The 25,897-nt window shown below is 38.7% G+C and carries 24 protein-coding genes and 1 other annotated feature; of the genes, 4 read left to right on the top strand and 20 right to left on the bottom strand.

The features are described 5' to 3' along the window. Positions 1-4: 4 nt before the first annotated feature. The 4 genes from AB3217_RS00890 to AB3217_RS00875 form a co-directional block, all read right to left on the bottom strand. The gene (locus AB3217_RS00890) at positions 5-562 is read right to left on the bottom strand and encodes an ECF-type riboflavin transporter substrate-binding protein (RefSeq protein ID WP_057784190.1); all 558 of its coding nucleotides are present in this window, start codon (positions 560-562) and stop codon (positions 5-7) included. A gap of 80 nt (positions 563-642) precedes the next feature. Then, positions 643-849 (bottom strand) — a binding site (T-box leader). Between the two features lie 177 nt (positions 850-1,026). After that, a complete protein-coding gene (locus AB3217_RS00885) occupies positions 1,027-1,386 on the bottom strand; it encodes a hypothetical protein (protein WP_367365521.1) in 360 nt (119 codons plus the stop codon). A gap of 226 nt (positions 1,387-1,612) precedes the next feature. Next, on the bottom strand, positions 1,613-3,118 hold the full coding sequence (locus tag AB3217_RS00880; protein ID WP_057784185.1) for a PTS transporter subunit EIIC: 1,506 nt from the start codon (positions 3,116-3,118) through the stop codon (positions 1,613-1,615). Between the two features lie 14 nt (positions 3,119-3,132). Beyond that, entirely contained in the window at positions 3,133-3,627 is a 495-nt protein-coding gene (locus AB3217_RS00875; protein WP_057784183.1) for a PTS glucose transporter subunit IIA, read from the bottom strand. Between the two features lie 229 nt (positions 3,628-3,856). On the opposite strand from AB3217_RS00875, the gene treR reads away from it, so the two are divergent. Next, complete coding sequence (treR, locus tag AB3217_RS00870) at positions 3,857-4,573, top strand: trehalose operon repressor (protein WP_057784181.1); 717 nt, start codon at positions 3,857-3,859, stop codon at positions 4,571-4,573. 15 nt (positions 4,574-4,588) lie between these two features. Further along, complete coding sequence (treC, locus tag AB3217_RS00865; protein ID WP_057784179.1) at positions 4,589-6,241, top strand: alpha,alpha-phosphotrehalase; 1,653 nt, start codon at positions 4,589-4,591, stop codon at positions 6,239-6,241. Positions 6,242-6,305: 64 nt separating this feature from the next. Here treC and AB3217_RS00860 read toward each other — a convergent pair whose 3' ends face one another. The 6 genes from AB3217_RS00860 to AB3217_RS00835 all read right to left on the bottom strand — a co-directional run bounded on the left by AB3217_RS00860 (position 6,306) and on the right by AB3217_RS00835 (position 14,842). Then, the gene (locus tag AB3217_RS00860; protein ID WP_367365520.1) at positions 6,306-7,814 is read right to left on the bottom strand and encodes a MucBP domain-containing protein; all 1,509 of its coding nucleotides are present in this window, start codon (positions 7,812-7,814) and stop codon (positions 6,306-6,308) included. 110 nt (positions 7,815-7,924) lie between these two features. Next, the gene (locus AB3217_RS00855) at positions 7,925-8,116 is read right to left on the bottom strand and encodes a hypothetical protein (protein ID WP_157077528.1); all 192 of its coding nucleotides are present in this window, start codon (positions 8,114-8,116) and stop codon (positions 7,925-7,927) included. A gap of 572 nt (positions 8,117-8,688) precedes the next feature. After that, complete coding sequence (locus AB3217_RS00850; protein ID WP_367365519.1) at positions 8,689-9,345, bottom strand: hypothetical protein; 657 nt, start codon at positions 9,343-9,345, stop codon at positions 8,689-8,691. 127 nt (positions 9,346-9,472) lie between these two features. Next, positions 9,473-10,372 carry a DMT family transporter gene (locus AB3217_RS00845; protein WP_068807570.1) on the bottom strand — a complete coding sequence of 300 codons (900 nt, stop codon included), beginning with the start codon at positions 10,370-10,372 and terminating at the stop codon, positions 9,473-9,475. 657 nt (positions 10,373-11,029) lie between these two features. Beyond that, positions 11,030-12,181, bottom strand: a complete 1,152-nt coding sequence (locus AB3217_RS00840) for a hypothetical protein (protein ID WP_367365518.1) — start codon at positions 12,179-12,181, stop codon at positions 11,030-11,032. Positions 12,182-12,328: 147 nt separating this feature from the next. Continuing rightward, a complete protein-coding gene (locus tag AB3217_RS00835) occupies positions 12,329-14,842 on the bottom strand; it encodes an excinuclease ABC subunit UvrA (RefSeq protein ID WP_260267276.1) in 2,514 nt (837 codons plus the stop codon). A gap of 280 nt (positions 14,843-15,122) precedes the next feature. Here AB3217_RS00835 and AB3217_RS00830 point away from each other — a divergent pair, with 280 nt between their 5' ends. Continuing rightward, complete coding sequence (locus AB3217_RS00830; protein ID WP_367365517.1) at positions 15,123-16,415, top strand: ISL3 family transposase; 1,293 nt, start codon at positions 15,123-15,125, stop codon at positions 16,413-16,415. Here the strand turns inward: AB3217_RS00830 and AB3217_RS00825 are convergent. The 5 genes from AB3217_RS00825 to AB3217_RS00805 all read right to left on the bottom strand — a co-directional run bounded on the left by AB3217_RS00825 (position 16,324) and on the right by AB3217_RS00805 (position 20,898). Next, positions 16,324-17,208 carry an IS3 family transposase gene (locus AB3217_RS00825; protein ID WP_105782191.1) on the bottom strand — a complete coding sequence of 295 codons (885 nt, stop codon included), beginning with the start codon at positions 17,206-17,208 and terminating at the stop codon, positions 16,324-16,326. The two genes, AB3217_RS00830 and AB3217_RS00825, sit on opposite strands and share 92 nt — an antisense overlap. Further along, the gene (locus AB3217_RS00820) at positions 17,193-17,450 is read right to left on the bottom strand and encodes a transposase (RefSeq protein WP_017866964.1); all 258 of its coding nucleotides are present in this window, start codon (positions 17,448-17,450) and stop codon (positions 17,193-17,195) included. The genes AB3217_RS00825 and AB3217_RS00820 overlap by 16 nt, the downstream gene beginning before the upstream one ends. Positions 17,451-18,224: 774 nt before the next feature. Then, positions 18,225-19,526, bottom strand: a complete 1,302-nt coding sequence (locus tag AB3217_RS00815) for a D-serine ammonia-lyase (protein ID WP_068807559.1) — start codon at positions 19,524-19,526, stop codon at positions 18,225-18,227. Between the two features lie 245 nt (positions 19,527-19,771). Then, the gene (locus tag AB3217_RS00810) at positions 19,772-20,656 is read right to left on the bottom strand and encodes an IS3 family transposase (RefSeq protein ID WP_367366104.1); all 885 of its coding nucleotides are present in this window, start codon (positions 20,654-20,656) and stop codon (positions 19,772-19,774) included. Next, positions 20,641-20,898, bottom strand: coding sequence for a transposase (locus AB3217_RS00805; protein ID WP_017866964.1), 258 nt, complete (start codon positions 20,896-20,898; stop codon positions 20,641-20,643). The genes AB3217_RS00810 and AB3217_RS00805 overlap by 16 nt, the downstream gene beginning before the upstream one ends. Positions 20,899-20,992: 94 nt before the next feature. Here AB3217_RS00805 and AB3217_RS00800 point away from each other — a divergent pair, with 94 nt between their 5' ends. Further along, on the top strand, positions 20,993-21,193 hold the full coding sequence (locus AB3217_RS00800) for a hypothetical protein (protein ID WP_367365516.1): 201 nt from the start codon (positions 20,993-20,995) through the stop codon (positions 21,191-21,193). On the opposite strand, the gene AB3217_RS00795 is transcribed toward AB3217_RS00800, so the two are convergent. The 5 genes from AB3217_RS00795 to AB3217_RS00775 all read right to left on the bottom strand — a co-directional run bounded on the left by AB3217_RS00795 (position 21,186) and on the right by AB3217_RS00775 (position 25,825). Continuing rightward, positions 21,186-21,536 carry a DUF5626 family protein gene (locus AB3217_RS00795; protein ID WP_068807238.1) on the bottom strand — a complete coding sequence of 117 codons (351 nt, stop codon included), beginning with the start codon at positions 21,534-21,536 and terminating at the stop codon, positions 21,186-21,188. The two genes, AB3217_RS00800 and AB3217_RS00795, sit on opposite strands and share 8 nt — an antisense overlap. A 201-nt stretch (positions 21,537-21,737) precedes the next feature. After that, the gene (locus tag AB3217_RS00790; protein WP_068807235.1) at positions 21,738-22,544 is read right to left on the bottom strand and encodes a PHP domain-containing protein; all 807 of its coding nucleotides are present in this window, start codon (positions 22,542-22,544) and stop codon (positions 21,738-21,740) included. A 13-nt stretch (positions 22,545-22,557) separates the two neighbouring features. Beyond that, positions 22,558-23,022, bottom strand: coding sequence for an Rrf2 family transcriptional regulator (locus AB3217_RS00785; RefSeq protein WP_057783026.1), 465 nt, complete (start codon positions 23,020-23,022; stop codon positions 22,558-22,560). Between the two features lie 147 nt (positions 23,023-23,169). Further along, positions 23,170-24,075, bottom strand: coding sequence for an ROK family protein (locus AB3217_RS00780; protein WP_068807232.1), 906 nt, complete (start codon positions 24,073-24,075; stop codon positions 23,170-23,172). Between the two features lie 310 nt (positions 24,076-24,385). Continuing rightward, complete coding sequence (locus AB3217_RS00775) at positions 24,386-25,825, bottom strand: 6-phospho-beta-glucosidase (protein WP_068807228.1); 1,440 nt, start codon at positions 25,823-25,825, stop codon at positions 24,386-24,388. Between the last annotated feature and the right edge of the window lie 72 nt (positions 25,826-25,897).

Genomic DNA, 25,897 nt, shown 5'->3' with positions numbered 1-25,897 from the left:
AAAATTAAGACTCTTTCTTTAAACTGCCTTTCTTGGAACGGGTCCGTGCGTAAGCAACCAACAAAATGGTTCCTAAAATTCCAACTGAAAGCGCATTGCAAATAATTGACGTAATTCCTTGTAAATAAACTTTGGAAGCTGGTTCAGAATAAACGAGCACATCACCAGTTGGTGCAATTATACCCCAGACCAAGATGCTAATGACGATTTGGTAAACGTTGAAAAGCACTAATTTACGCGCCGTTAAATCACCGTTTTCAATGTTTAAATATTTTTTAGTTAAACCAAATAAAATACCATAGATGCCATCGGCCACGATCCAAGTCCACCATGGTTCGCCCCAAGTTAAGTCATTAAACATATGCCCTAAAAAGGCAATCAGTCCACCCGCAACGGGACCAAAAATTGCACCCATTAAAGCTAAAAATCCGTAAGCCAAATTAACATTCGTGTCTGGAACACCAGTTGGAATTGGAATATAACGCATTAAAACGAAGAAAATTGCCGTTCCGATTCCGATTGCCACAACCGTTCTAACTGAAATACCTTGTTTTTTGTTCATAAGTCTCTCTCCCTTATACCCAAAATAGTTTTTAAATTTTGTTTCCTAAGTATAAAAAAACGCCTTTACTTCAATTTGAAGTAAAGGACGTTTGACCGCGGTGCCACCTTTATTTGAACGCAAAAACGTTCATCTCGATTCATAAGGATTTTTACACCCGCAGCTTAAAGTTTAATTTCACTGCAATGCTACCAGACCATTTTCGGCACAGCTTCATTACTAGTTTTCACTATCCTAGCTCTCTTTAAAATCCGCTTTGTTCCTACTTATCTGTTCACAGCATTTTTTAATATTCTGAATAGCTTTGATAATACTCCAAAACGAACTTTATGGCAAGACCCTTCTATAAAAATACGGATTAAATTTTTATGTTACACAAAACACTCCAAATTGTACAGTGACCCAGAACCTTTAAATATGCTTAATCAAAAGAACGCATGATTCAAGCTCACTGAACAGCTTTTTTATTGTTTTTCAACACGACGAATCTCCCAACTAGCTATCCCCGTTTTACGCATATAAACATTTAAATCTTGATTTTTTACTACTGTAACGTAATATGCATTCTCGTCAGAGCCCCCTTGAAAATCCAAGGTATCATTAACTCTATCTTTGCTAGACAGACTTCTTAAAAAGATATATGTATCCTGATTATTAGCAACAGCTTTCATTTGCTTGTAATTTTTTCCCCTAATCATACTATTCATCTTAGAATTCACTTGATTAACGGTATACATATCAGAATTTAAATATATGTATGCAACCACGCCACATATGATAAGAACTAACACTCCAAATATTGACAACCATCTTTTCTTCTTCATATACACCCCTCCACTATGAAGATAACACATTTCTTAATAACATAAGAACAATTATTCTGTGAAGTTGACTAAGATATGCACTTTTGATCTTGTGTTTTGACTTAAAAAAATAGCAAATTGGGAGTCCAGAGACGACCTTTTTGTAAAGTGAACCCCCAGTATTGGATTTTGGTCCAATACTGGGGGTTCGCATCAATCATTCGTTATTTCATAAAATATATTTTAATTAAGCATTTTTACCAATTGTCTTACGACGCGTAACTTTCTTTGCAGCTTCAACATCTGAGTCTTTGAAACCAAATGCCCATGTGCAGGCAAAAGCGACAACTAAAGTCACAATCGTTGCGATCCAGAAATTAATCTGGTTACTAATTCCACCACCAAATTTAGCAGGTGTAAAGAATGATGGGAACCCAATAATTGAACCCGTGAACCCATACATATTAACGTTTAGTAATCCAGTTACCAAACCACCGGCAGCAGCCCCAATGTTAGCCGTCAAGAACGCTCGGCCATATTTCAAGTTAATACCATAAATAGAAGGTTCAGTAATTCCGACGAAGGCTGAAATCGCTGCAGCACCAGAAAGCTCTTTAACTGAAGCAATCTTTGATTTGATCATAATTGCTAATACAGCAGCACCTTGAGCCACCATGGTCATTGACACAATTGCATTTAAATAACTGTACCCTTTAGAAGCGATATCGTTAGCAATTAGCGGTACAATCGCCCAATGCAATCCGAAAATAACCAAAATCTGATAGAAACCACCGATTAACAACCCGGCAATTGGGTAATTGAACTTCAATACAGCATCTAAAACTACGGAAATTCCAGTACTGATTAAAGTGATAATCGGGCCCACGACAATCATGATCAAAGCAGACACAATCATGACTTCAAATAATGGTACGAAGATCATTTGGAGAATTTGTGGAATCCATTTCTTCAACCAAATTTCAATATAATGTGCCATCCATGCTCCCGCAATGATGGGAAAAATGGTATAGGTATAATTTACCAAATGGATTGGTAAGCCAAACAAATTTGTGTTCAAAGCCATTCCTAACAAATGTCCTGTTACTTTTGTGCCAGTGGCAATTGAGAATAATGAAGGATAAATTAATACGCCACCAATAATAGCCATAATCACAGGATTAGCTTTCAACCGTTGAGCGGCCGTAAACCCAACAATGACCGGTAAGAAGTAAAAGGCCGAATCACCCATGGCAGAAATAATCACATAAGTTTGTGAAGTCACGGTTGTCCAGTTAAAGTAAACTGCCATCTGTAGTAGTCCTTTTAAGATACCACTAGCAGCCAACAACCCAATAACCGGCATCATGGAACCGGTAATAACACCAATTAACGAATCAAACCCATCCTTAACTTTTTGTGTGAAGCTCCGATTATCTGGTTCCTTCGCAGCAGCTTCTGTCTCTGCAACAGCTGCTGCAGTAGCATCAGGATCCGCGAATTCTTGACCTAACTGTGCAATAACTGCGTCATAAACATCGCTCACAGCTGCGCCAATTACTACCTGATATTGGCCTTGTGCATGCCGAACCGAAATAACCCCATCCAAATTTTGAATGACATCATCTTTAGCAAGACTTTCATCTTTTAAATAAAACCGAAGACGTGTAATACAATGAATCAAACTTTTGACGTTACTCTTGCCACCAACATTTTCAATAATGTCGGAAGCAAGTTTTGTGTAGTCCTTTGCCATTTTAAAAACCTCCCCTAATTTTTAACAGTTACTGAACCAACTTGTGATTTTGCTGTTGTATCACCAGCTGTTAGATCTAAATGATCTAACTTATCAGCCGAATTTGTGATGACAACAATGATCACATCATCAAGTCCGGCATCCCTAACCTGATCCAAATCCATGGTGGCAATTGCATCACCACCGTTGACAATATCCCCAACTTTGACGCTGATGGTAAATGGTGCGCCTTTTAAATCAACAGTATCGACACCCATATGAACCAAAACCTCAAGTCCATTGGCCATTTTGATTCCTAGAGCATGCTTTGTACTGGCAACCATCGTGACAGTACCTGCAACTGGGCTCACAATGCGGCCATCACTAGGCTTCACTCCTAGCCCTTCGCCCATTGCTTTTTGTGCAAACACCGGATCACTGACTTCACTAAGGTCAATTACCTTTCCTGTAACCGGAGCATAGATGGTGTTATCCTCAGCGACCTTCTTCTTTTTTCCAAATCCAAACATTTGTATCCCTCCCATCTGGATAATTACTTTTTAGTTTTATAAAGCGTTTTCTTAACAACAGAGTCATCATACAACTTGTATATACAGGATGTCAACTATCTTGCTTTATTTTTATTTAACTCCACTATTAGTGTATGTTCACACATTGATAGTAGAAAATTTTCCTTTACAACTTGTCTATACTAGTTTAAATGTGGTAGAATGGAAGCGTTTTAGGAGGCGAGCAGTTATGCGAAACAAATTTGGTGCCATCTATCACGATTTAGCTAACAAAATTATTCATCACATCTATCCTGTGGGAACATACCTGCCTAGTGAAACTCAATTAGCCGAATTATATGGAACATCTCGAGAAACGATTCGAAAAGCTTTGGCTGAACTGCTGACAAACGGTTTCATTCAAAAAATCCGTGGCAAAGGTTCGGTTGTTTTAAACCTACAGCGTTTCAACTTTCCAGTATCCGGAATTACATCTTATAAGGAATTAAATAATTCATTACACATGCATTCAAAAACTGAAGTGCTGTGCATTGAAGATCAGCATGTGCCCCTTGAAAATTTCGATTATCAATCTGATCAAAACTTACCCGCCACATTCGTCGAGCGTTTGCGGACAATTGATGATAATCCAATCGTTCTCGACCGCGACTACGTTTTAAAGTCTGTGGTTCCCAATATCTCACACGCTGTTGCAGCAGATTCTTTGTATAATTATTTTGAAAATAAACTAGGGTTGATCATTAGTTACGCCACCAAAACGATTACTGTGGAACATCCTTCAAAGGAGGTCGCACGTTTGCTGGCATTAGGCGACCATCAAGACGTAGTGGTCGTTCGCAGTCAGACCTATTTGGAAGACACCACGCTGTTTGAATTTACCGAATCAATTCATCGACCCGACAAGTTTAATTTTGTTGATTTTGCTCGTCGTCAAAAAATTAATTAAGGGAGTGTACTGAAAATGACTTTTCAAGATAAAGTAATCTATCAAATTTATCCAAAATCTTTTTATGATAGTGATGGCGATGGTATCGGTGATTTACGTGGTATTATTGCCAAAATTAGTTACCTTAAAAAATTGAACATTGATATGATCTGGTTCAATCCTTTTTTTGTTTCACCACAAAACGATAATGGTTATGATATTGCCGATTATTATAAAGTCGACCCTACTTTTGGCACCATGGCGGACTTTGAAGAGTTAGCGGCCAAATTGAAGGAAGCCCACATCGGCATCATGCTAGATATGGTTTTAAATCACACTTCCACCGATCATGAGTGGTTCCAAAAAGCTTTGGCCGGCGATAAAAAGTATCAGGCTTTTTATTATCTTCGCGATCCAAAACCAAATGGCGATTTACCAACCAACTGGGAATCTAAATTTGGCGGCCCCGCCTGGGGAAAATTTGGCAACACGGGAAAATACTATTTACACCTCTACGATCCTACGCAAGCAGATCTCGATTGGCATAATCCTGAAGTTCGACAAGAGCTTTATAAAGTAATCAATTTTTGGCGAGCAAAGGGCGTTCATGGTTTTCGTTTTGATGTCATCAATGTCACTGGTAAAGAAACTAAATTAGTTGACGCCCCTACTGACGTTGCCAGCAAGACGCTTTACACTGATACGCCTGTTGTTCAAGACTATCTTAAAGAAATGAATACAGCTAGTTTTGGACAAGACCCCGATGCCATCACGGTCGGCGAAATGTCTTCAACGTCCATTGCCAACAGTGTGCAATACACCTTACCAGCCAACCATGAATTAACGATGGTTTTTACTTTCCATCATCTAAAAGTCGATTATGCCAATGGCGAAAAATGGACAAAGGCACCATTTGATTTTATGAAACTCAAGCAGATTTTGAACGACTGGCAAATTGGCATGGCAAAGGGTGGCGGCTGGAACGCGCTTTTTTGGAATAATCATGACCAGCCACGTGCGCTTAATCGATTTGGCGATCCGGTCCATTATCGAGCAAAATCCGCCGAAATGTTAGCGACCACCATGCATTTGTTGCGAGGAACTCCTTATATTTATATGGGTGAAGAAATTGGGATGAGCGATCCAGACTATACCTCAATGGCAGATTACGTTGATATTGAATGTAAGAATGCCTACAAAGAACTCTTGGCAGCAGGAAAATCCGCCACAGAAGCCTTTGAAATTGTAAAAACTAAGTCTCGCGATAACAGTCGAACACCCATGCAATGGGACAATTCAGAATATGCCGGTTTTTCAACTCACAAACCTTGGTTGATGCCCACTAACCAGGCAGAAGTGAATGTAAAAGACGAATTAGTAACTGGCGAAATCTTTGCTTACTATCAAAAATTAATCAAATTACGCAAAACACAACCCATTATCTCACTTGGTGATTTTAAGCCTCTGTTAGAAAATGATCCGCAGGTTTTTGCGTACTTAAGAGATTATAAAGGTCAAACACTAGTAGTTTTGAATAATTTTTATGGCAAATCAACCACTGTTCAATTACCAGATTCATTAGCTAATCGGAGTGGTAAAATATTAATTTCAAACTACCCAGAGCAGACAACGGTTGGACCCAAAATTGAGCTTAAACCTTATCAATCAACTGCTCTTCTATTGAATTAAATACTCATTTCCCCAATAAAAAGCGTGTCAACAACAGGTAACTGCGGTTTGACACGCTTTTATTTTATGATAAAAATCTAATTTCCAAACAAATCATCCACATAATTGACAATAATCCAATTTCGAAGACAGCCGATAGTCTTGATTCACCTGTCGCTGGTAATACTCCTTTACTACTTTTTGTACCTCGTTTTGGTTTATCAGCCAGCTTTTTAGTTTGAACCGAATTACTTTTCGAACTAGAAATAGCTTTAACAAAAGCCTGTAAATTTTCCTTCTTTAAGGCCTGTTTAGCGGTTGAATTCAAAGCAATTTTGCCTTGCGAAACCTTTGCCACACCATGCGTTGTAAATGACTGCCTTTTGTACTGATTACCATTAATTAAAGAGGTGGTGATTGTCTTTTGAGCGCCAACTCGATAAACAAGGTACTGGTTTTGGCCTAGCTTAAAAATTTGACCATGACCGAAACTCTTTGTGACGACCTTTGTGCTCAGAACTTTCTTTGCCTTATTTTGAAGTGTCACCTGTAGCTTATGCTTGTTGATCATCAAGGTTGTTAAAATATCGCCATTCGGCCACGTCTGAACAACTTGAGTAGGTGATGTGCCAAATTCTTCTGAAACTTCAGATTTCATACCATTTTTAACAGTCGTCATAATACTAGTCACGTGACCACTCGGACTGGTCATTGACCCATCCGTTTGATAATTTTTACCGTTTCCTATTCTTTGAATAAGCACATAACCTGACGGCAAAATTGTGATTTTCGTACGTGTCCTTTTGGCAGAAATAGTTTCGACAGTTCGCCCCCGTTTAACCGTTTTAAGCTGTTTGAAACCAGATATCACATATTTGTTTTTGGTGGTTCCCACTCGATAAACCCCGTCATTACCGACAATGACAGCAACTTTTTCGCCATTTGGATACGTTTGAATCACGTTGACTAAGTTGCCTAATATAATCCCCGAAACGGTTATCGATTTATCTGAACCAATCACAATATCATTCATCGTTTTCGTGTAGCGTAATGTAATTGTCTGATTTTTCAGAGGATATAAACCAGTTAGTACAGATGAACTACTGATAAATGTTTCCTTGCCTGATTTTAAAGTCTTAATCTTATAAATGTTGCCATAATATCCAGTAATTGACCGATTACGATTCTTCCCCGTATTAAGGTTGTTACCCAAGTTATCAATATCACGGATTGATAATCTTATTTTCACACCTTGATACTTAAAAACAACTGGCGCATTTTCAGCAGCGTATTTCCCCGTTACATTCCGTTTCGTTTTTAGTTGGTAGCCCTTAATTGTTTTTTGTAAACCTGTGACGTTATACTTGGCGCCAACCTTACCTGTCAAAACTTTTTGGGTCGCAATTTCTTTATTATTTTGATTCACATATTTAACCGTAATTTTTGCGTTTGAAACTGCCTTATCCATCGTTGGAGTGGCGCTACTAGATTGCTTAGCGATACTTGAGGCATTGGAACTCGATGAATTTTTTAGCGAACTTGTGCTTGCAGAACTGCCCGTATTAACTTGAGCATGGACCGGTATTGAAATCATGAAAAAGCTCAAGATTGCTATTTCTATAATCCAAATTTTTAGAACCTGTCCCCTTTTAAACATAAAACTCACCCGCCTTTCTAAAACGGAGATTTGTTTGTTTAACCTATTTAGTTGTCTACAAATTTGTTGATATTCACGATAATACTTGCCACATAATGAAAAGCAATCGCTAAGAACCAAACCACGATAACTTCTATTAAAAAATCTGGTTTAAATAACCGAACATGCTGTGCTAAAACAGAATTCAAAATTTGAAGGCCAATCACTGTACCCGACAAGAGCCAAAAACTAAAAGACATTCTTTGAAAATGTTTTTCCAATGTCGTCTTCCGAAGGTGAAAGTAGTCTTTTAAACACATCGTAAACTGATTCATTATATAAAGAAGCACCACGTACTGAATAATAAGAATGGCACAATATCCAATCGCAAATAGGTAGCTCGTGTGAAGTCCGCTAATGCTAACACTAAAATCAAAAGGATTTGAAAGTTGGTACATTTCTGGAATCATTTTAAACGAATGCTAGATATCCGCTGTTAAGTAATCCCAAATACCACTGACTTTGCGCCATCCTATTATGAAGGTTACAAATTCCAAAATCCCAAAAATTTCTAATATATACTTATCATATTTGCTGTGCACGTGATCACTCCCTTTTAAAGTAATTTGGTATAAATCAAGAAACCATACGCGACAAATGCAAAATTACGCGATTGTTTCATAAAATTCGGCCTGATTTTCACCAAAATATTTAGCCTTTGTTGTACATTTAGATTGCTATTATAATTTTTAAAAAATCTGGTCCTTTTTTTCAATATCTCAACCGTAACAATTCGCATTAAATTTTTTAAATTAATAATGATCTCATTTTTCTACCAATCATAACTATAGTTACCAACAGTCGAAAAATAAAAAACGCCGATACGTTGAATCTTAATATTAATATTCCCGACCCCCGAAATTTCAACGTTAGGTCGTCGTGGTGTCACCGTCGTTAGACCATTCGTTTGCAATGCATCATTATTTTTTGATGTTAATTGAACTTCAGTTTTGATAGCGGTGTTCGGATCTGAATAGCCATTAATGGCAAAACGAGCACTTATTTCCGGTGACAATAAACAAAGAACGAAAATCACGATAAGCCCTAAAGCAACTTGATTAACCGCTTTAACTGGTCGATCCCGATTACAAATAATAACAGCCAAGTATGCATCACAAACAAGTACTGACACAACACTAAACATACTAACTGAAAGCAGATAAATAGGTGGCATCGACGTTACACTAGCCAAAATCATCCAAATTAGAGCGACAAGATTCAATTTACGACTTCTAAACAACGTCATCAGCAATAAAATGGTAACTCCTATAATTGGCGCAAATGACAAGGCCATCATCCCCATAAACATGGTAGGAAAACTAACGCCAGAATACAAAATTGCCGATCGTAATCCCCACAAAATATTCAGTCCGAGCCAAACGCCCAGATACATTAAAAATTTAAAATAACGATTTTGAATCAGCCTCATCTTCCTCATATTATGTAAACCGGTTCCATTTAACTAAATATTAGCACTTCACACCAGTAAAACAACTAAAAACTAGACAATCTAAAAACTGCTCATCCCTATTAAGATGAACAGTTCTACATGTTTTTCATGAATGGCGGTTAGCCAGCGCCAAAATAAACACTGTACTTAAAATTAGCACCGTTCCGATCGTTTCCATGATACCAAATGTTAAGTTTAAAAATATCACTGAAACAATTGTCGCCGATAAAGGTTCGAACGCGTCTAGCAGTCCCGTTGCAGTTGCTGAAATATACGCCAAACTGGCCAAATAAATGAAATAAGCAATTACCGAGCCAAAGACGACAATAAATAGATAGCCCGCCCATCCGGCAACGTCAAACTTAGGAGCATCGCGCCAAACTGGTTGAACGAAATTAAACAATATGCCACCCACTACCATAGACCACGCAGAAACCGTCATTGAACCATATTGATCAAGAATCTTTTCTGGGAGCAACACATATGCAGCGGCTGCGACACCAGTCACCACGCCCCAAAAGAAAGCTGCCGGTGAGATTGTGAGTTTGGTTGGGTTTCCTCCTGTAATTAATAGAAATGTCCCTACTAAAGCAGCAACGATAGCCCAAACATCACCGCGCCGAGGAACTTTTTTATAGCGCACAATCGTAAAAATCACAATAAACACGGGTGATAGAAATTGGAGAATGGTGGCCGTTGCAGCGTTACCAACCGCAACGGCTTTATAATAAACTGCCTGCATCGCGGTCATCCCAAAAATGGTAAAAATCACCAAATGTATAATAGCTGTTTTATCACGCCAAATGGTAAATAATTTTGGCCTTTCTTTGGGCTGTGTCAGACCAAAAGCCAGCAACATGATGCCACCGAAGAGCATTTTTGAGCCGATTAACCATCCCAATTTTAAATCGTAATTGGTAAATAATAGCTGCGCAATAGGACCAGAAATTCCCCAACAAATGGCCCCAATTGACGCGTATAAAATTCCCCGTGTTGACCTACTCATGATATCTCCCCCGCATTCGCACGTATTCACTGAAAACTCAGTTTCTGTTTTCCATTATCTGACTATTAGAAAATTAACGCAATGGGGATTTGAGATGAATCAAATAGTGAAAATTACTAGAAATCAAAGGAGCGCGTATAAGGATGACTCACAGCAGGATTTCGATCCTCCCTCCGTCACCAGCCCATCTTGCTTTTTTCCGTTGAGCATCAGGACAGTTCTTCAAGTCAAAGGGGCGCGTATAAGTATGACTCACAGCAGGATTTCGATCCTGCCTCCGTCACACTTATACGCCTCCCTTTACCGACTTGAAGAACTCACTTATTCTTAGGACAGCTCGACATAACAAGCGTAAAGAAATAAGCATGCTTCCAGCAGGGAATTCTCCCCGCATCCAGCACTGGCCAGTCGTCCTACCTTTTTTCCGCTGAGCCCTAGGACAGCTCGACATAACAAGCGTAAAGAAATAAGCATGCTTCCAGCGGGGAATTCTCCCCGCATCCAGCACTGGCCAGTCGTCCTACCTTTTTTCCGCTGAGCCCTAGGACAGCTCGACATAACAAGCGTAAAGAAATAAGCATGCTTCCAGCGGGGAATTCTCCCCGCATCCAGCACGCTTATTTCTTTACGCTTATCGTTATGTCTCACTCACTCTTCTTAATATCTCAATATTCCCGCAGCCACCTTATCCGTTGGCATATCTTCCGCATCCAACAGAACCACACGGCCTGCACTCTGCATCGTCTTATCCACAATATCCGTAATCAAATTATTACTTTGAGCTTCCGGCGTATCCGTATCCAGCTTGCCCTCTTCATCAATTCTACCTATCACCGTTGTATCATTTCTCACAAACAACGTATCAATCTGGCCAGCCACCGTGCATCTTACCAACTCACGCATATCACTCGTCGCCTTATTCTTATCCTTCGCCGTTTCATAACGCTGTTTTTGCACATCCATAATCTCTTCAAACCACTTATGTGCCACCGGACGCATTTTGTCCTCTAATTGATCCAATCCCAAGCCACTTGGTGATTCCTCAATTCGTAAATGCTTCGATAAGTTTTGATTTTTTGAAACTTGTCGGAAACGTGCCTGATTCTCTGGTAAAGCAAAAACAATTGTCATCAAGCCTTCTGGTTGCGCATAAGTTTCTGTAACATACTGATCTACCATTTGGTAATAGTTAATTTGATCATTTGTAATTTCTTGACTCTTCTCATTGTGACCGTGATAAGCTACTGCCACATCGCCGCCATGATTCGAAGCACCACGGAATGTGACCTCACCACCAACTAATTCATTGTCCCCCAATGCTTCCTTTAAAGTTCTCGGTGCATCCTCATCCAAACGAACTTTCTGCAAATCATAGCCTTCACCACGATAAAGCTCAAATGAAGTTTGATTAAGCGTCACTAATAAGTATTCGAATTTCATTTCAAGTTCTTGAATAATTGGTAAAACATTTGGTTTACGCGAAACAGAAACCTGATTCGTATATGCCTCTGCCAATTGGAAAGTTTCAATTCGGTCCATATTGCCAATTAATACTGTTGAACGGCCCTTAGCGTTTAGCCAGAAACTGCTGTCATCGCCATAAATTCCCCAACGACTCAAACAGGCATCACAATCAACATCAGCAAATTGTTTATTAAACTTTTCTCTTGCTTCTTTTATTAAGTTCTTAAAAGTGATTTTTGTTTGTTGCACTTCTTTTAAATCGGCCGGATTATTCAGAATCATCGTGATAAATGGTCCGTCCTCTGAACGCACTAAATCGTATAAATCATTTTTGTTAATTCGCATAGGTCATTCCTCCAGTAATAATATTAGATATGAAAGCCTTTTCTTCATCTTCTAACAGCATAGCATGTTTTTAAAAAAATAGCCAGTATAGTTATAACTTTCATAAGCTAGAAATTATTGCCACTCTAATGAAACGCTAACCATCATTTACTGAAACAAGTCAAAATGAGCTTTCAAATACTTGCCAGTCTCGCTTTTAGCTGTGTTAGCCACTTCTTGGGGAGTTCCTGCGGCAATAATTTGACCCCCGAATTGACCGCCCTTGGGGCCGAGATCAACCACATAATCCGCATTAGCAATAACGTCCAAATCATGTTCAATGATAATAATGGTAGCTCCTTGTTCGATCAGGCGATCAAATACGTGAATTAAGGTTTGAATATCCAGGGGATGTAGCCCTACGGAAGGTTCATCAAACACAAATAACGTGCCGCTTTGTTTACGCCCCATTTGTGAAACAAGCTTCAACCGTTGGGCTTCCCCACCGGATAAGATCGGAGTACTTTCGCCGAGAACTAAATATCCTAATCCCATTTCAGCCAGCTTTTCAAGAATCGTTTTGATGGCCGGAACATCGGCAAATACTGGTAACGCGTGCTCAACATCCAATGCCAAAATATCAGCAATTGAATAGCCATGCCATTTGACAGCTAATGTCTCATCATTGTAACGTTTCCCGTGACAAACAGGACACGTTTCCACCATATCCGGCAAATACTGAATATCAAGCGAAATTGTTCCAGTTCCTTTACAGTTAGGACAGGCTCCAGATCCCACGTTGTATGAAAAATGGCTAGCTGTCCACTTTTGCTGTTTGGCCGCTTCTGTGTCGGCAAATAAAACTCGCAAGGTGTCCAAAATTCCAGAGTAAGTGGCCACTGTCGATCGCACATTTTTCCCGACTGGCACAGAATCTACCATCACAACCCGGTGAATATGTGCACGATCCAAATGGCTGACATGACTTGGAATTGGCTCTTTTTTAATGGCCGCCTTAATGGCTGGAATCAAACTATCTAAAATCAAAGTCGTTTTTCCGGCACCAGAATAACCAGAAACCACGCTGAGACGTCCTTTCGGAAAATGGGCTGTAACGTCATGCAAGTTATAGCGATCCGAAACTCCAACCGCAATGTCACCTTTAGCAAATAATTGTGCCTTAGGAATTTGTTTGCGAACCAACAGCTTTGCAGTGCCATTTAAAAACGGCGCGATCAAGGATTTCGAACTTTTTTGAATTGTCGGAACCGTTCCTTGATCAATGACTGTTCCGCCATTTTTACCAGCACCCGGTCCAATTTCAATCACATAGTCTGCAGCCGAAATAATGCGTGTATCATGATCAACCACGACCAATGAATTGCCTTGCGCAACTAACTGATGCAAAATTTTAATCAGGCCGCTGACATTAGCGGGATGTAACCCAACCGAGGGTTCATCTAATACATATAAGACGCCCGTTGTTTGACTTCGCAGCGTTCTTCCCAACTGAATTCGTTGTAACTCACCAGTTGATAACGTATCACCAGCTCGATCAAGAGTTAAATAGTCTAAGCCTAAATCAAGAACCGGTTGCAAACTATCTTTCAATTCACCAACTAAACTGGCTCCTAATTCTTGCACTTGTTTTGGCAACCAAGGCCCAATTTTAGGCATAAATTGGGTTAATTCAGTTACAGTCATTTTTGAAACTTCAGCAATATTTTTATCGGCTAATTTAGTTTTTAATAGTTTGGGATCAAATCGGCTGCCATGACAAGTAGGGCAGGTATCAAATGAGTAGAACCGGTTCAAACGCGTGATTGCTCGTTCATTGGTAGTGGTCGCTAAACTATCCTCAACGGCTGCATAAGCATTTTCAAATTGAGCATTATCCATATGGAAAATTTTACCTGTTTTAGAAGGAATATTAATCGCATACTTTTTATTTTCACCATGCCAAACTTGCTCTTGATCTTTAGCACTCATCTGATTAAACGGAATATCAATCGGGATGCCAATTTGTTCCGCTACATAAATCATGAAGTTTCGTCCGGGTAATCGCCATGACGCAACCGCGCCTTCCCGTAGAGTTTTCGTTTGATCAGGAATGAGTCGCTCCTTCACAATCTGACGAACCTTGCCAATTCCATTACATGTGGGACAAGCACCTTCCGAATTAAAGGCAAAGCTTTCTGCACCGGGCGCCATGAATTTCACGCCACAAGTTGGGCAAACCACGTACCCCATGTTTTCGGCAACCTCTAGTGTTGGCGGTACCCGATGCCCATTCGGACAGACATGTGAACCCAGACGAGAAAACATCAGTCGTAAAACGTTTAAACTCTCAGTCATGGTACCAACTGTCGAACGCACACCAGGCACCGTCGGCCGTTGACGCAGTGCCAGAGCAGAGGGTAGATACTTTACTTCATCCACGTTAGCCTTCCCAACTTGGCTAATGCGACGGCGGGTGTATGTCGATAAAGAATTCAAGTATCGGCGAGCCCCTTCAGCATAGAGAACTCCCATCGCCAACGAGGATTTTCCTGATCCTGATTTACCCGTAATTGCTACAAATGCGTTTAAGGGAATCGTCACATTGAGATTCTTTAAATTGTTAACATGTGCGCCCATCACCTCGATGTTATCAGGTATTGTTTCTTTATGCTGAATTGCCATTTAAACCGCCTCTTCTTTCCGTTATTCTCTCTTTCAGTATAACGCGGGCAAATAATAAGCCATAATAAAAGCACGTTCTGAAGTTAATTCTGAACTTCAAAACGTGCTGGAAAACCAACTTTTCTTATACTAAGTAAATCAGGGTCTACACTTTCTGGTATTGGTGAATAACTAATACCGGTTTTTTGTCTGTTTTGAAAATCAGAAAAATAAAAAAGGACATCTGTCCTCTTTGTGCTACGATTTAATCGCCAAAACAAATCGAAAAGAGGAAATTCAGATGTCCCTAACTAATTCTATCTTATGCTTATTCGAAATAACAGACCCAAACTTAATTGTCACTGGTATTTCTAAAGAACGGTGTTCCACAAACCAACGTATTCATGTCGTCCATGCAACTTTGTCTTATCAACTTTTAAAGTGCCCACATTGTGGCCATAAAAGCTTAATTAAAAACGGAACTCACATGAGTCACCTGCGTTTAGGAACCTTATCCGGTGGTCGTTACGAAATGCATTTAAAACGTCAAAGATACCAATGTAAAGATTGTTCAAAAACCTGTGGTGCTAAAACTAAGTTGGTTAATCGTAACGAAACTTTCACACATAATATCAAACATCAAGTGATCGTTTTGGCACGCGATATGTTGACGAGTAAAGAAATTGCTAAACTTTGTGGAATTTCGCCAAGCAGTGTTCAACGAATCCTAAATGCCAATATTCACTTAGCCTATCGTGTTAAACATCTCCCAGAGAATCTTTGCTTTGATGAATTTCGTTCCTGTAATCACTGGATGTCCTTTAATTGTTGCGATGCCGTTAGTCATCGCCGAATTGTTACTTTAAAAGATCGGCTAAGTAAAGATATCATTGACTACTTTGAAGCTCGTTTTTCGGTTCAAGAACGTGCCCAAGTTCAATCAGTGACGATTGACATGAATGCTGAATATGGCAGCTTCATTCATCGCTTATTTCCCAATGCGGCCACGATTATCGATCGTTTCCATATTATTCAACTGGCTGGGCGTGCCTTAGATAATGAACGCACGCAGACCATTCGTACTATCCAAGATAAGCATTCACGAATTTATCATATTTTAAAATCTCAATGGCGTTTATTTCATCTTGATGAAATAAAAGTTAATGATTCTAAGGCTGTTTATTTACGCGGAATTAACGAGTATATGACGCAACAAAACGCCATTGATTTAGCTCTAGACGCTTTTCCCAGATTTAGATCTGTGTATCAAACCTATCAAGGTATCTTAAGTGCCATACACCAAAAGGATGCTAATGCGTTCCAATCCTTACTTACTAACTACCAACCCACTAGTAATCAAATGGACATAACGATCAACACGTTTATCAAAAATGGTTCAGCCCTTCTAAACAGTTGTCGTTATCCATTTTCCAACGGTCCAATTGAAGGACTTAATCGTAAAATGGATTTAGGTCAAGAATCTGGACACATTTTATGTATAATTAAGCGACTAATTTTTCCTTTTCATTTGGAGTTAAATAATCAATGCTACTGTGAATTCGAGCACTGTTATAAAAGCTCTCAATGTAGCTGAATATTGCAGCATTTGCTTCTTCAAAATCCTGATAATGGTGTTGGTAAACCTCTTCTTTTTTCAAACTGGCGTGAAATGATTCCAAACATGAATTGTCATAGGGACAGCCACGCTTGCTATAAGAATGGCGAATATGGTGTTGCGCTAAGATCTGTTCAAAGCCAGCACTGCGGTACTGGCTACCCAGATCGGTATGCACAATTAAGTTATTAGTCGTCTTTCTAGTTTCAAAGGCTTGTTGAAAAGTGCTGATCACAAGATCAGCAGTCATATGACGGCTGATTTTATGGGCAATGATTTTACGTGAATATAAATCCTGAATGCTTGATAAATAACACCAGCCATTGGCTTTGGTGTGAATATAAGTTATGTCTGCACACCACTTTTGATTTGGACTGGTTGTACGAAAATCTTGCGCGAGTATATTTGAATAATCAGTCGCATCAATATCATTAGTTTGTTGATAATGCCACTTCTTGCGCGTGATTGATTTTAACCCCATTTGGCGCATTAATCGTTGAACTAGCTTAATACTGGCAGTCTTACCTTCTTTTTGTAACGCTTTTAGAATTTTAGGTGCCCCGTAGATACGTCTAGAATTAAAGTAAATGCGTTTAATCGACTGGCTAAGTGTCTTACGACGCTTGGCTTGTGGCGATACATGATTCTGCTGATGTTCATAGTAAGTTGAGCGTGGAACTGAGAGTACTTTACAGGTTTCTTTGATACTATGGTGCTTCAAATTAATATCAACGGCTGTCTGCCAGTCATCTGGGTTTACTTTTTGGCGAATATGGTTAAGGCTTTTTTTAAGATGTCATTCTCACTTTCTAGCTGTTTCAAACGTTTTTGCAACGCTAAAACATCTGATTTGGAAATTCCACTTCCTTTGTCTTCTTTATATAGATTAATCCATTTGTAAATAGTTACATTTGATACACCATATTCGTCTGTAAGATCAGCTACCGGGGCGCCATCCTGGTACAGCTTGACAATCATTTTTCTAAAATCTACTGAGTACTTTTTCTTGGTCATAAAAACACAATCCTTCCTATTATGGAATTATACTAAATCGTGTCCATGATTTCATACTACCTTCAGTGGTTAATATGAACTCTAAACTAACTAAAGTTTCTTTTGTGCTTACAATTCTATGTTTGTTATATGGTTTAACACTCTTATTTGTTTTTAAAATGAATTTGGGTAAATTCCTAGTTTTATTTTTACCAGTCTCTCTGATTGCAGCGCTTCTACGTTCATATGTCAAAGCCAGAATCAATCAAGATAAACATTAATTACTTGCGTTTTAGGGAAACATTATATTCAAATATTTCCGTATACGTAAAACTATTGACGACAAGATTATTAAGGGCGGAGCTAATATCATTGCCAGATTATTTTAAAGAGATTTCTAAAAGGACTCCAAAGGAATGGACGATTATATTGGCACAGCAATAATATTAGTGTTTTTAGAAATCTTTGTTTTTCATAACAGTACTGTTGTACCATTTATACTTTTTATTTTGTGGTGTTTGCTTGTAAACTACATTAATACACGTAGCAAAAAAATAAGTAACGAGTAAAATAAAAGACTCCTGACGATTAAATGCATCAGGAGTCTTTTTATGCTTTAAAATATATATAATTTTGAAAATAAGCGTAAACGCTAGCGTATTACAACTTTAAGGGTAACTAGAGTGATTTTTTAATTTTGTGATGACTGTGAACTTGAATTTGAATATTCTTTATTTGATCGTTAATTAGATAAACTAAGAATCTAATCGAACTAATCGTCGCCGTTGTCATTCACTATTTAGCTAATTCTTCACGACCAACTTCAAGATAGTGGTCCATATCTTCTTGAGGAACCATGCTACCACCAGTTGCCCAGACAATATGATTAGCAGTTTTCAATGAAAAGTCTGCAGCTAGATTTCCTAATGCTTGGTCCATAATTGTGAAACCAGCTGCGGCAGATGGCTCCAAACCAATTTTCTCGGTCTCGTATAAACGAACAACATCTTCCATCATATCGCTGTCATTAAACGTTGCGGTTCCCAACAATAAGGTTCGCATATTCTTACCAGCAATTCTTGATGCGCGACCCACAGCCAAACCATCAGCCTTTGTGGTTCCATCAATGCCAATATCATAGACAGAAATTTTGTCGTTTAAACCGGTTACCATTCCTAAAGTAACAGATGGAATATGCGTCGGTTCCGCAAAAATTGCATGCACATGTTCGCCTAGTACCTTCTTTAATCCAAAGGTTACACCACTTGGACTACCACCAACACCAGCTGGCAAGTATACAAACAAAGGATGATCTTTATCAACCTTGATTCCTTGTGATTTTAACTGAGCTTGTAAACGTAAAGCCGCTACAGAGTAACCCAAGAACAAATCATATGAGCCTTCATCATCAATGAAGTAAGTCATCGGATCTTCAGCTGCCATTTTACGTGCTTCCGTGATTGCGTGGGTAAAGTTATCATTGTACTCCACAACATTTACACCAAAGGCCCGCAGTTTGTCTTTCTTCCATTGTGAAGCATCTGCTGACATATGCACAGAAGTCCGAAAACCAAGCTTTTGAGCCACAATTCCGATTGAAAGACCTAAATTACCTGTCGAACCAACCGCAATTCCATATTTAGCAAACAAATCGTGATACTTCTTGCTAGCTAGAACAGCATAATTATCTTCATAAATTAATCCGCCTTCGCGAACAGCAATCTTTTCAGCAAACTTCAATACTTCATAAATGCCGCCCCGTGACTTAATGGAGCCAGAGATTGGCAAGTAATTATCAGCTTTTAAGTACAAGCCGCCTTCAATTTTGTGAGCAAAAGTTTTATTTAAACGGGCTTTCATGTCAGGAAGATCAACTAATGGAGATTCAAGAATACCATGAGTGGCAACTGTTTCTGGAAAAGCGACTTCAAAGTAAGGTGCAAAACGATGGAATCGTGCTTCGGCATCAAAAATATCTTCGATTCCGATTGAGAGTTTGGCCTCTTTACCGTAATCTGGATTTCGCCAGAAAAATGGCTTCAAATCTTGCATGGTTTTTACTTCTGGGTACTTTTTAACTAAAGCATCGACATTCATTTTCTAGATCTCCCTATTCTTGTTTTTGTACGTTATCCAGTATAACAACAATGACTTCTTTTTTTAAGTGGTCTAAGGTAATTCAACACAAATTTAAGTTATCAACCGTGCTTTGTAAAATTTACAAACAGAATTGGTCATATAATTAATTCTCAGCTTTATAGTCTAAGTACCAGTCGTACCATGATTTGAACCAAAACTAACATGGATTTAGGTCAAGAATCTGGACACATTTTATGTATAATTTAAGCGACTAATTTTTCCTTTTCATTTGGAGTTAAATAATCAATGCTACTGTGAATTCGAGCACTGTTATAAAAGCTCTCAATGTAGCTGAATATTGCAGCATTTGCTTCTTCAAAATCCTGATAATGGTGTTGGTAAACCTCTTCTTTTTTCAAACTGGCGTGAAATGATTCCAAACATGAATTGTCATAGGGACAGCCACGCTTGCTATAAGAATGGCGAATATGGTGTTGCGCTAAGATCTGTTCAAAGCCAGCACTGCGGTACTGGCTACCCAGATCGGTATGCACAATTAAGTTATTAGTCGTCTTTCTAGTTTCAAAGGCTTGTTGAAAAGTGCTGATCACAAGATCAGCAGTCATATGACGGCTGATTTTATGGGCAATGATTTTACGTGAATATAAATCCTGAATGCTTGATAAATAACACCAGCCATTGGCTTTGGTGTGAATATAAGTTATGTCTGCACACCACTTTTGATTTGGACTGGTTGTACGAAAATCTTGCGCGAGTATATTTGAATAATCAGTCGCATCAATATCATTAGTTTGTTGATAATGCCACTTCTTGCGCGTGATTGATTTTAACCCCATTTGGCGCATTAATCGTTGAACTAGTTTAATACTGGCATCCTTACCTTCTTTTTGTAACGCTTTTAGAATTTTAGGTGCCCCGTAGATACGTCTAGAATTAAAGTAAATGCGTTTAATCGACTGGCTAAGTGTCTTACGACGCTTGGCTTGTGGCGATACATGATTCTGCTGATGTTCATAGTAAGTTGAGCGTGGAACTGAGAGTACTTTACAGGTTTCTTTGATACTATGGTGCTTCAAATTAATATCAACGGCTGTCTGCCAGTCATCTGGGTTTACTTTTTGGCGAATATGGTTAAGGCTTTTTTTAAGATGTCATTCTCACTTTCTAGCTGTTTCAAACGTTTTTGCAACGCTAAAACATCTGATTTGGAAATTCCACTTCCTTTGTCTTCTTTATATAGATTAATCCATTTGTAAATAGTTACATTTGATACACCATATTCGTCTGTAAGATCAGCTACCGGGGCGCCATCCTGGTACAGCTTGACAATCATTTTTCTAAAATCTACTGAGTACTTTTTCTTGGTCATAAAAACACAATCCTTCCTATTATGGAATTATACTAAATCGTGTCCATGATTTCATACTACCTTCAAAGAATTGCTTTTGATGTTAATTTTATTAATGATTAGTGCATTCATTCCATTCTTGGGAACAGTTGTACCATTTTTTGTCATTTGGAGGAATCATAAGAATCACACGCTACACAAAATAATTTTATTAATCAGCATTGTGATTATCTTATTTAGTCTATATAGTTCTTACATTATCATTAACGATACTTTGTTTATGCCCGGAACAACAACTGTTCAGAAAATTAAATAACAGTCGTAGTTAGTTTACCTTTGCTAAGATGTGTTTTTAATCCAACATGTGTGAGCGAACCACCAGTTTTCCGAGTTAAATGTAAAATCACAGTTCTCTTGTTAGGTCTTGAAACATATTCATGTGTCAAGTGTCCCAGTATGGCACGATATTTCACCTTTTTCACCGATTTAATTTGACTATGACTTACAACAACCTCATAACTATGACTTACAACAACCTCATAACTGGCATGCCAAGATCCTCTAGTTGTATGGGCTACTTTATAAATAGAACTTGCTGACACATTATTAACCCCCATCAACTCAAACATTACCAAAAATCCTAAAAATATTCTTTTCATTAAAAAAACCACCTTTCTCTCACAAACTTAAGAGAAAGGTGATAAAAATATAAGAAGGCAAAGCGTTACATGAAGAAGGTAAAATGTTACATTCCTCATTTTGTCGTAAAAAAACTCACAAAAACACAAAAATCGATAAATAAGGGACAGAAAATCAAAATTAGATTTTCCGTCCCTTATTTATTTAAAAAACATTTAATTTTAGTACTTAATGCCTTCATCCACATCATCCAAAGGCACGATAATCATGGCATTCTTACGATAGACATTGACGTGATGAATGTCATGAGCCTTCAGCATATCAACTGCATTTTCGTAATTCCGCATATACTGCGTAGTATCATGCGCATCGGAGCCAATGGTAAACCGTTTGCCACCAAGTTGTTTATAAATTTCAAGGGCATAGTCATATAAACCGATGTTATGGTACTTATACATGCTAGTGGTGTTCAACTCAAAGGCCATATTATAACGTACAGCGAGTTTTAAAATGTTAGCCAACAACACTCCGGCCGTTGTTTCAAACATTCCTGAAGTTAAATTAAGTTGGCGTACACCATAGTCAAAATGAGCTAAGACATCAGCATCATGGAACGCATTAATTCCTTTCCACATCAAACGATAATACTGGTCAGCAACCTTCAATGGATCCATCTGCGAAACCATGCTGTCATCAAAATCATAATCAGGTCCCCGATGGAAACTCAAAAGCTTAATATCAAAGTCATGTTTTTTCAAATACGATTTGATATCCTTTTCGCGTCCAGCAAAATAGCCAATTTCCACACCTTTAAAAATGTGTTTGCCCGTGTCTTCTTCCAAACGGTGAATCTCGCGTGAATAAGCATCATAGTCAAATAAGTCATCACCATCTTTGTCATCAGGATCCTTAAAATCTAGATGTTCTGTGCTGACAAAATTATCTCCTGCAAGTTTCAAGTACGCCGCCATTTTTTCATCTGAATCAAATGAAAAATCTGTATGTACATGTTGATCATAATAATCCATAGAAAAACTCATCTCACTTATCGTTTATTTTGACTAGTTTTTTAAAATAGCCATGATGATACAAATCTTGTTTTAAATCTGCTAACGTGAAACGATGATAAAATGCACGATACTGGTCATCTGCTAACGTAAACAGATCCGTCAACGTTTCTGACATGTTACTAGAAATTTGATCTGTTTTGTTAATTCCTTCAGATCTGCCGGTAATAAAACGGGCATAGCTTAAAGTCGGTGGAATTGTGACATCATATAACTCACCAACGTTAATATCTGCTAACGCTTTTTTCAGCTGATAGCCACCGTTTTTCCCTACTGTTCCCTCAATATAACCTCTTTTATGGAGGACTGATAGAATATTGCGAATAACCACCGCATTCAGATCTAAAGAAGCGGCCAATTCTCGGCTAGCAATCTTACGAGGGCTGTTTGCTTCCAAGTAAAATAAACTGTGTACCGCAACTGAAAAATCCAATTTCATTCGATCGGGCCCCCTTGTCATGTTTACACATACATTTTAACACAATTATCAGTTTTCTAGGGGGGTAACGGTGACCAAAACAGCCATTAAAAGCACGAATTTAAGTTGCTTCAAGCTCTTTATCTCATACATGTAATAGGCGTTTTGTTAATTGGCCTGAATTGCACGGTAAACGGCACCGATGATGCCAGCATCATTTCGTAATTTGGCCGGTTTCACTTCCGCAAAGGTCAAATCACGTACATCGCTATTCCGAGATTTTAAATCTGCAATCTTCGCTTGGAGACCTTCCATAAATTGTGAATTAGCAGAAATACCACCACCAATTAGTACAATTTCTGGATCCAAAGCCACCATTAGGTTAATAATTCCTTTCGCTAGCGCTGTGTAGAAGAAGTCTAAACTTTCTAAAGCAAGTTTATCTTTTTTATCAGCCAGCTCATAAATTACACGAGCATCGGTAACCTCTGGCTTATCGCTATGATGATTATAGTAGTTCAAGAGGCCAAACACCGTCGCTCCGGTAAAACTCAAACTATTCAATTCTAGGTGCTGATCATTATCCACATTCATAACCGACATCATTCCTAGTTCGCCAGCCATACCGTGGCCGCCGCGATAGATCTGATCGTTAATAATTAGACCACCGCCAATACCGGTACCGACAACCATGCAATAGTAATTGTGAAATCCAATCGCATTACCTTTCCACTGCTCCGCAAATGCCGCAGCGTTCGCATCGTTTTCCACCGTCGTTTTGATATCCGTACGTTTTTCGATTTCCTCTTTCAAATTAATTCCAAAGAAATCCTTAATTGCGCCTCCTGTTGTCATGAATCCATCTTTTTGAACAATCCCTGGTGCACTCACCCCGATGGCCGTAATTGGCTTTTCAGATTTAAACTGACTCACAATCGTTTCGATGTTTTGAAGAATCTCTTCACCTTTAATACTCGTTTTGACACTATCTTTTTCAATAATTTTACCTGTTTCATCTACTAATCCACATTTAATGGTTGTCCCACCAATGTCTAAACCAATATAATATTTCATTTTCCTAACTCCCTCGTATTATTTTTTATGTATGAAAAAGGATCGAGCCAAAACAAGCAGATGATCGCCCGTTTATAGTTCAGATCCCTTTTTAAACGATCTTGTGATTTAGTACTTAGAATGATTTTGTGGATCCGAGATGCTATTTTCGACTGCTTAAGTTCGTATTTTGATTACTTTGAACTTTTATAGCTGAAACGTGTTAAAGAGAGCAACTTCCTCCGCTTAGCTACGATAGTCAAACGATTCCTAACCCGAATCATTCGACTATCTATGCTAATGCTCAGAAGTTACCGCTCTCTTGAACACTCTATCTCAGATCTTCCCCATTACTAGCAATCACTTTCTTATACCAGTCAAATGAGTCCTTCTTCGAACGATTCAACGTTCCCTTACCATCATCATCCTTATCCACATAGATAAAGCCATAACGCTTAGACATTTGGCCCGTTCCTGCCGAAACCAAATCAATACAACCCCATGGCGTATAACCCATCAGATCCACACCATCCAGCTCTACCGCTTTTTCCATCTCAGCAATATGCGCACGCAAGTAGTCCACTCGATATGGATCGTGAATACTGCCGTCATCCTCAACCTTATCACGCGCACCCAAACCATTTTCAACAATAAACAATGGCAAATGATACCGATCCGTCAACCAATTCAATGAATAACGCAGTCCCACTGGATCAATTGGCCAGTCCCATTCACTAGTTTCCAATGTTGTATTCTTTGTCACAGGTTCCTCTGGGTTAATATCGCCATCTAAATCAATGCCATCTGCCTTCACAGTCATCGAATTGTAGTAACTTAAACCGATATAATCCACAGTACCCTGTTTCAAAATTTCGCGATCCTCATCAGTAATATCTTGACGATAACCTTTACGTTGCAAATAAGTTTCCACGTTATTTGGATAAATCCCATTTGCATGCACATCTGAGAACCAATAGCGGCGTTGCATCATGCGCTCTGCCAACATAATATTCTTAGGATCCGCATTCAGTGGATAAATTGGCGTCATATTAATCATGCACCCAATTTCGAAATCGGGATTAATTTCATGACCCAACTTAACAGCTTTAGCGCTAGCCACCAATTCATAGTGAGCTGCTTGGTACATTGTTGCTTCGCGGTCTTCCTTCTTCACGTTATTAAATAGAATCCCAGAATTTGTTGCTACCGCAAATTCACTGTTAAAATCGCTTTGATTATCGATTTCATTAAATGTCATCCAATATTTAACTTTGTTCTTGTAACGCTTAAAACAGACTTCCGCAAAATTCGTGTAGAAATCAATCACTTTACGATTGGCAAAACCACCGTATTCTTTAATGAGATGATATGGCATTTCAAAATGAGCCAACGTGATAACTGGTTCAATACCATATTTATGACATTCATCAAATAAATCATCATAAAATCTCAGTCCTGCTTCGTTAGGCTTATCTTCATCACCATTTGGAAAAATTCTAGTCCAAGCAATGGATGTTCGGAAACATTTGAAACCCATTTCAGCAAAAAGCTTCACATCTTCTTTATAACGATGGTAAAAATCAATGCCTTCATGATTAGGATAGTTTTTCCCTGGCAAAACACCGTCCGTGATTTCACGTGGAACACCATTGGCGCCCGCTGTCATCACATCTGCGACACTAACACCCTTGCCGCCTTCTTGCCAACCGCCTTCAAGTTGATGAGCGGCAACTGCACCGCCCCATAGAAAACCATCCTTTAATTTACTCATGTTTTATGAACTCCTCTCATTTTGTAATAACGTACAATTCAAGTATAACTCACTTTGAAAACGTTTTACTAA

The sequence above is a fragment of the Pediococcus parvulus genome, assembly GCF_964063155.1.
Classification (GTDB): Bacteria; Bacillota; Bacilli; order Lactobacillales; family Lactobacillaceae; genus Pediococcus; species Pediococcus parvulus.
This window is presented reverse-complemented; position numbering and strand designations above follow the sequence as displayed.

Excerpts from the sequence above, each read along its gene's own strand:
- AB3217_RS00830 (WP_367365517.1), top strand. The coding sequence starts at position 15,123 with ATGTCCCTAACTAATTCTATCTTATGCTTATTCGAAATAACAGACCCA.
- AB3217_RS00805 (WP_017866964.1), bottom strand. The coding sequence starts at position 20,898 with ATGACCAAGAAAAAGTACTCAGTAGATTTTAGAAAAATGATTGTCAAG.
- AB3217_RS00775 (WP_068807228.1), bottom strand. The coding sequence starts at position 25,825 with ATGAGTAAATTAAAGGATGGTTTTCTATGGGGCGGTGCAGTTGCCGCT.
- AB3217_RS00800 (WP_367365516.1), top strand. The coding sequence starts at position 20,993 with ATGATTAGTGCATTCATTCCATTCTTGGGAACAGTTGTACCATTTTTT.
- AB3217_RS00890 (WP_057784190.1), bottom strand. The coding sequence starts at position 562 with ATGAACAAAAAACAAGGTATTTCAGTTAGAACGGTTGTGGCAATCGGA.
- AB3217_RS00780 (WP_068807232.1), bottom strand. The coding sequence starts at position 24,075 with ATGAAATATTATATTGGTTTAGACATTGGTGGGACAACCATTAAATGT.
- AB3217_RS00820 (WP_017866964.1), bottom strand. The coding sequence starts at position 17,450 with ATGACCAAGAAAAAGTACTCAGTAGATTTTAGAAAAATGATTGTCAAG.
- AB3217_RS00850 (WP_367365519.1), bottom strand. The coding sequence starts at position 9,345 with ATGAGGCTGATTCAAAATCGTTATTTTAAATTTTTAATGTATCTGGGC.
- treR (WP_057784181.1), top strand. The coding sequence starts at position 3,857 with ATGCGAAACAAATTTGGTGCCATCTATCACGATTTAGCTAACAAAATT.
- AB3217_RS00880 (WP_057784185.1), bottom strand. The coding sequence starts at position 3,118 with ATGGCAAAGGACTACACAAAACTTGCTTCCGACATTATTGAAAATGTT.
- AB3217_RS00840 (WP_367365518.1), bottom strand. The coding sequence starts at position 12,181 with ATGCGAATTAACAAAAATGATTTATACGATTTAGTGCGTTCAGAGGAC.
- AB3217_RS00785 (WP_057783026.1), bottom strand. The coding sequence starts at position 23,022 with ATGAAATTGGATTTTTCAGTTGCGGTACACAGTTTATTTTACTTGGAA.
- AB3217_RS00885 (WP_367365521.1), bottom strand. The coding sequence starts at position 1,386 with ATGAAGAAGAAAAGATGGTTGTCAATATTTGGAGTGTTAGTTCTTATC.
- AB3217_RS00875 (WP_057784183.1), bottom strand. The coding sequence starts at position 3,627 with ATGTTTGGATTTGGAAAAAAGAAGAAGGTCGCTGAGGATAACACCATC.
- AB3217_RS00790 (WP_068807235.1), bottom strand. The coding sequence starts at position 22,544 with ATGGATTATTATGATCAACATGTACATACAGATTTTTCATTTGATTCA.
- AB3217_RS00845 (WP_068807570.1), bottom strand. The coding sequence starts at position 10,372 with ATGAGTAGGTCAACACGGGGAATTTTATACGCGTCAATTGGGGCCATT.
- AB3217_RS00835 (WP_260267276.1), bottom strand. The coding sequence starts at position 14,842 with ATGGCAATTCAGCATAAAGAAACAATACCTGATAACATCGAGGTGATG.
- treC (WP_057784179.1), top strand. The coding sequence starts at position 4,589 with ATGACTTTTCAAGATAAAGTAATCTATCAAATTTATCCAAAATCTTTT.
- AB3217_RS00855 (WP_157077528.1), bottom strand. The coding sequence starts at position 8,116 with ATGTCTTTTAGTTTTTGGCTCTTGTCGGGTACAGTGATTGGCCTTCAA.
- AB3217_RS00860 (WP_367365520.1), bottom strand. The coding sequence starts at position 7,814 with ATGATTTCAATACCGGTCCATGCTCAAGTTAATACGGGCAGTTCTGCA.
- AB3217_RS00795 (WP_068807238.1), bottom strand. The coding sequence starts at position 21,536 with ATGAAAAGAATATTTTTAGGATTTTTGGTAATGTTTGAGTTGATGGGG.
- AB3217_RS00815 (WP_068807559.1), bottom strand. The coding sequence starts at position 19,526 with ATGAATGTCGATGCTTTAGTTAAAAAGTACCCAGAAGTAAAAACCATG.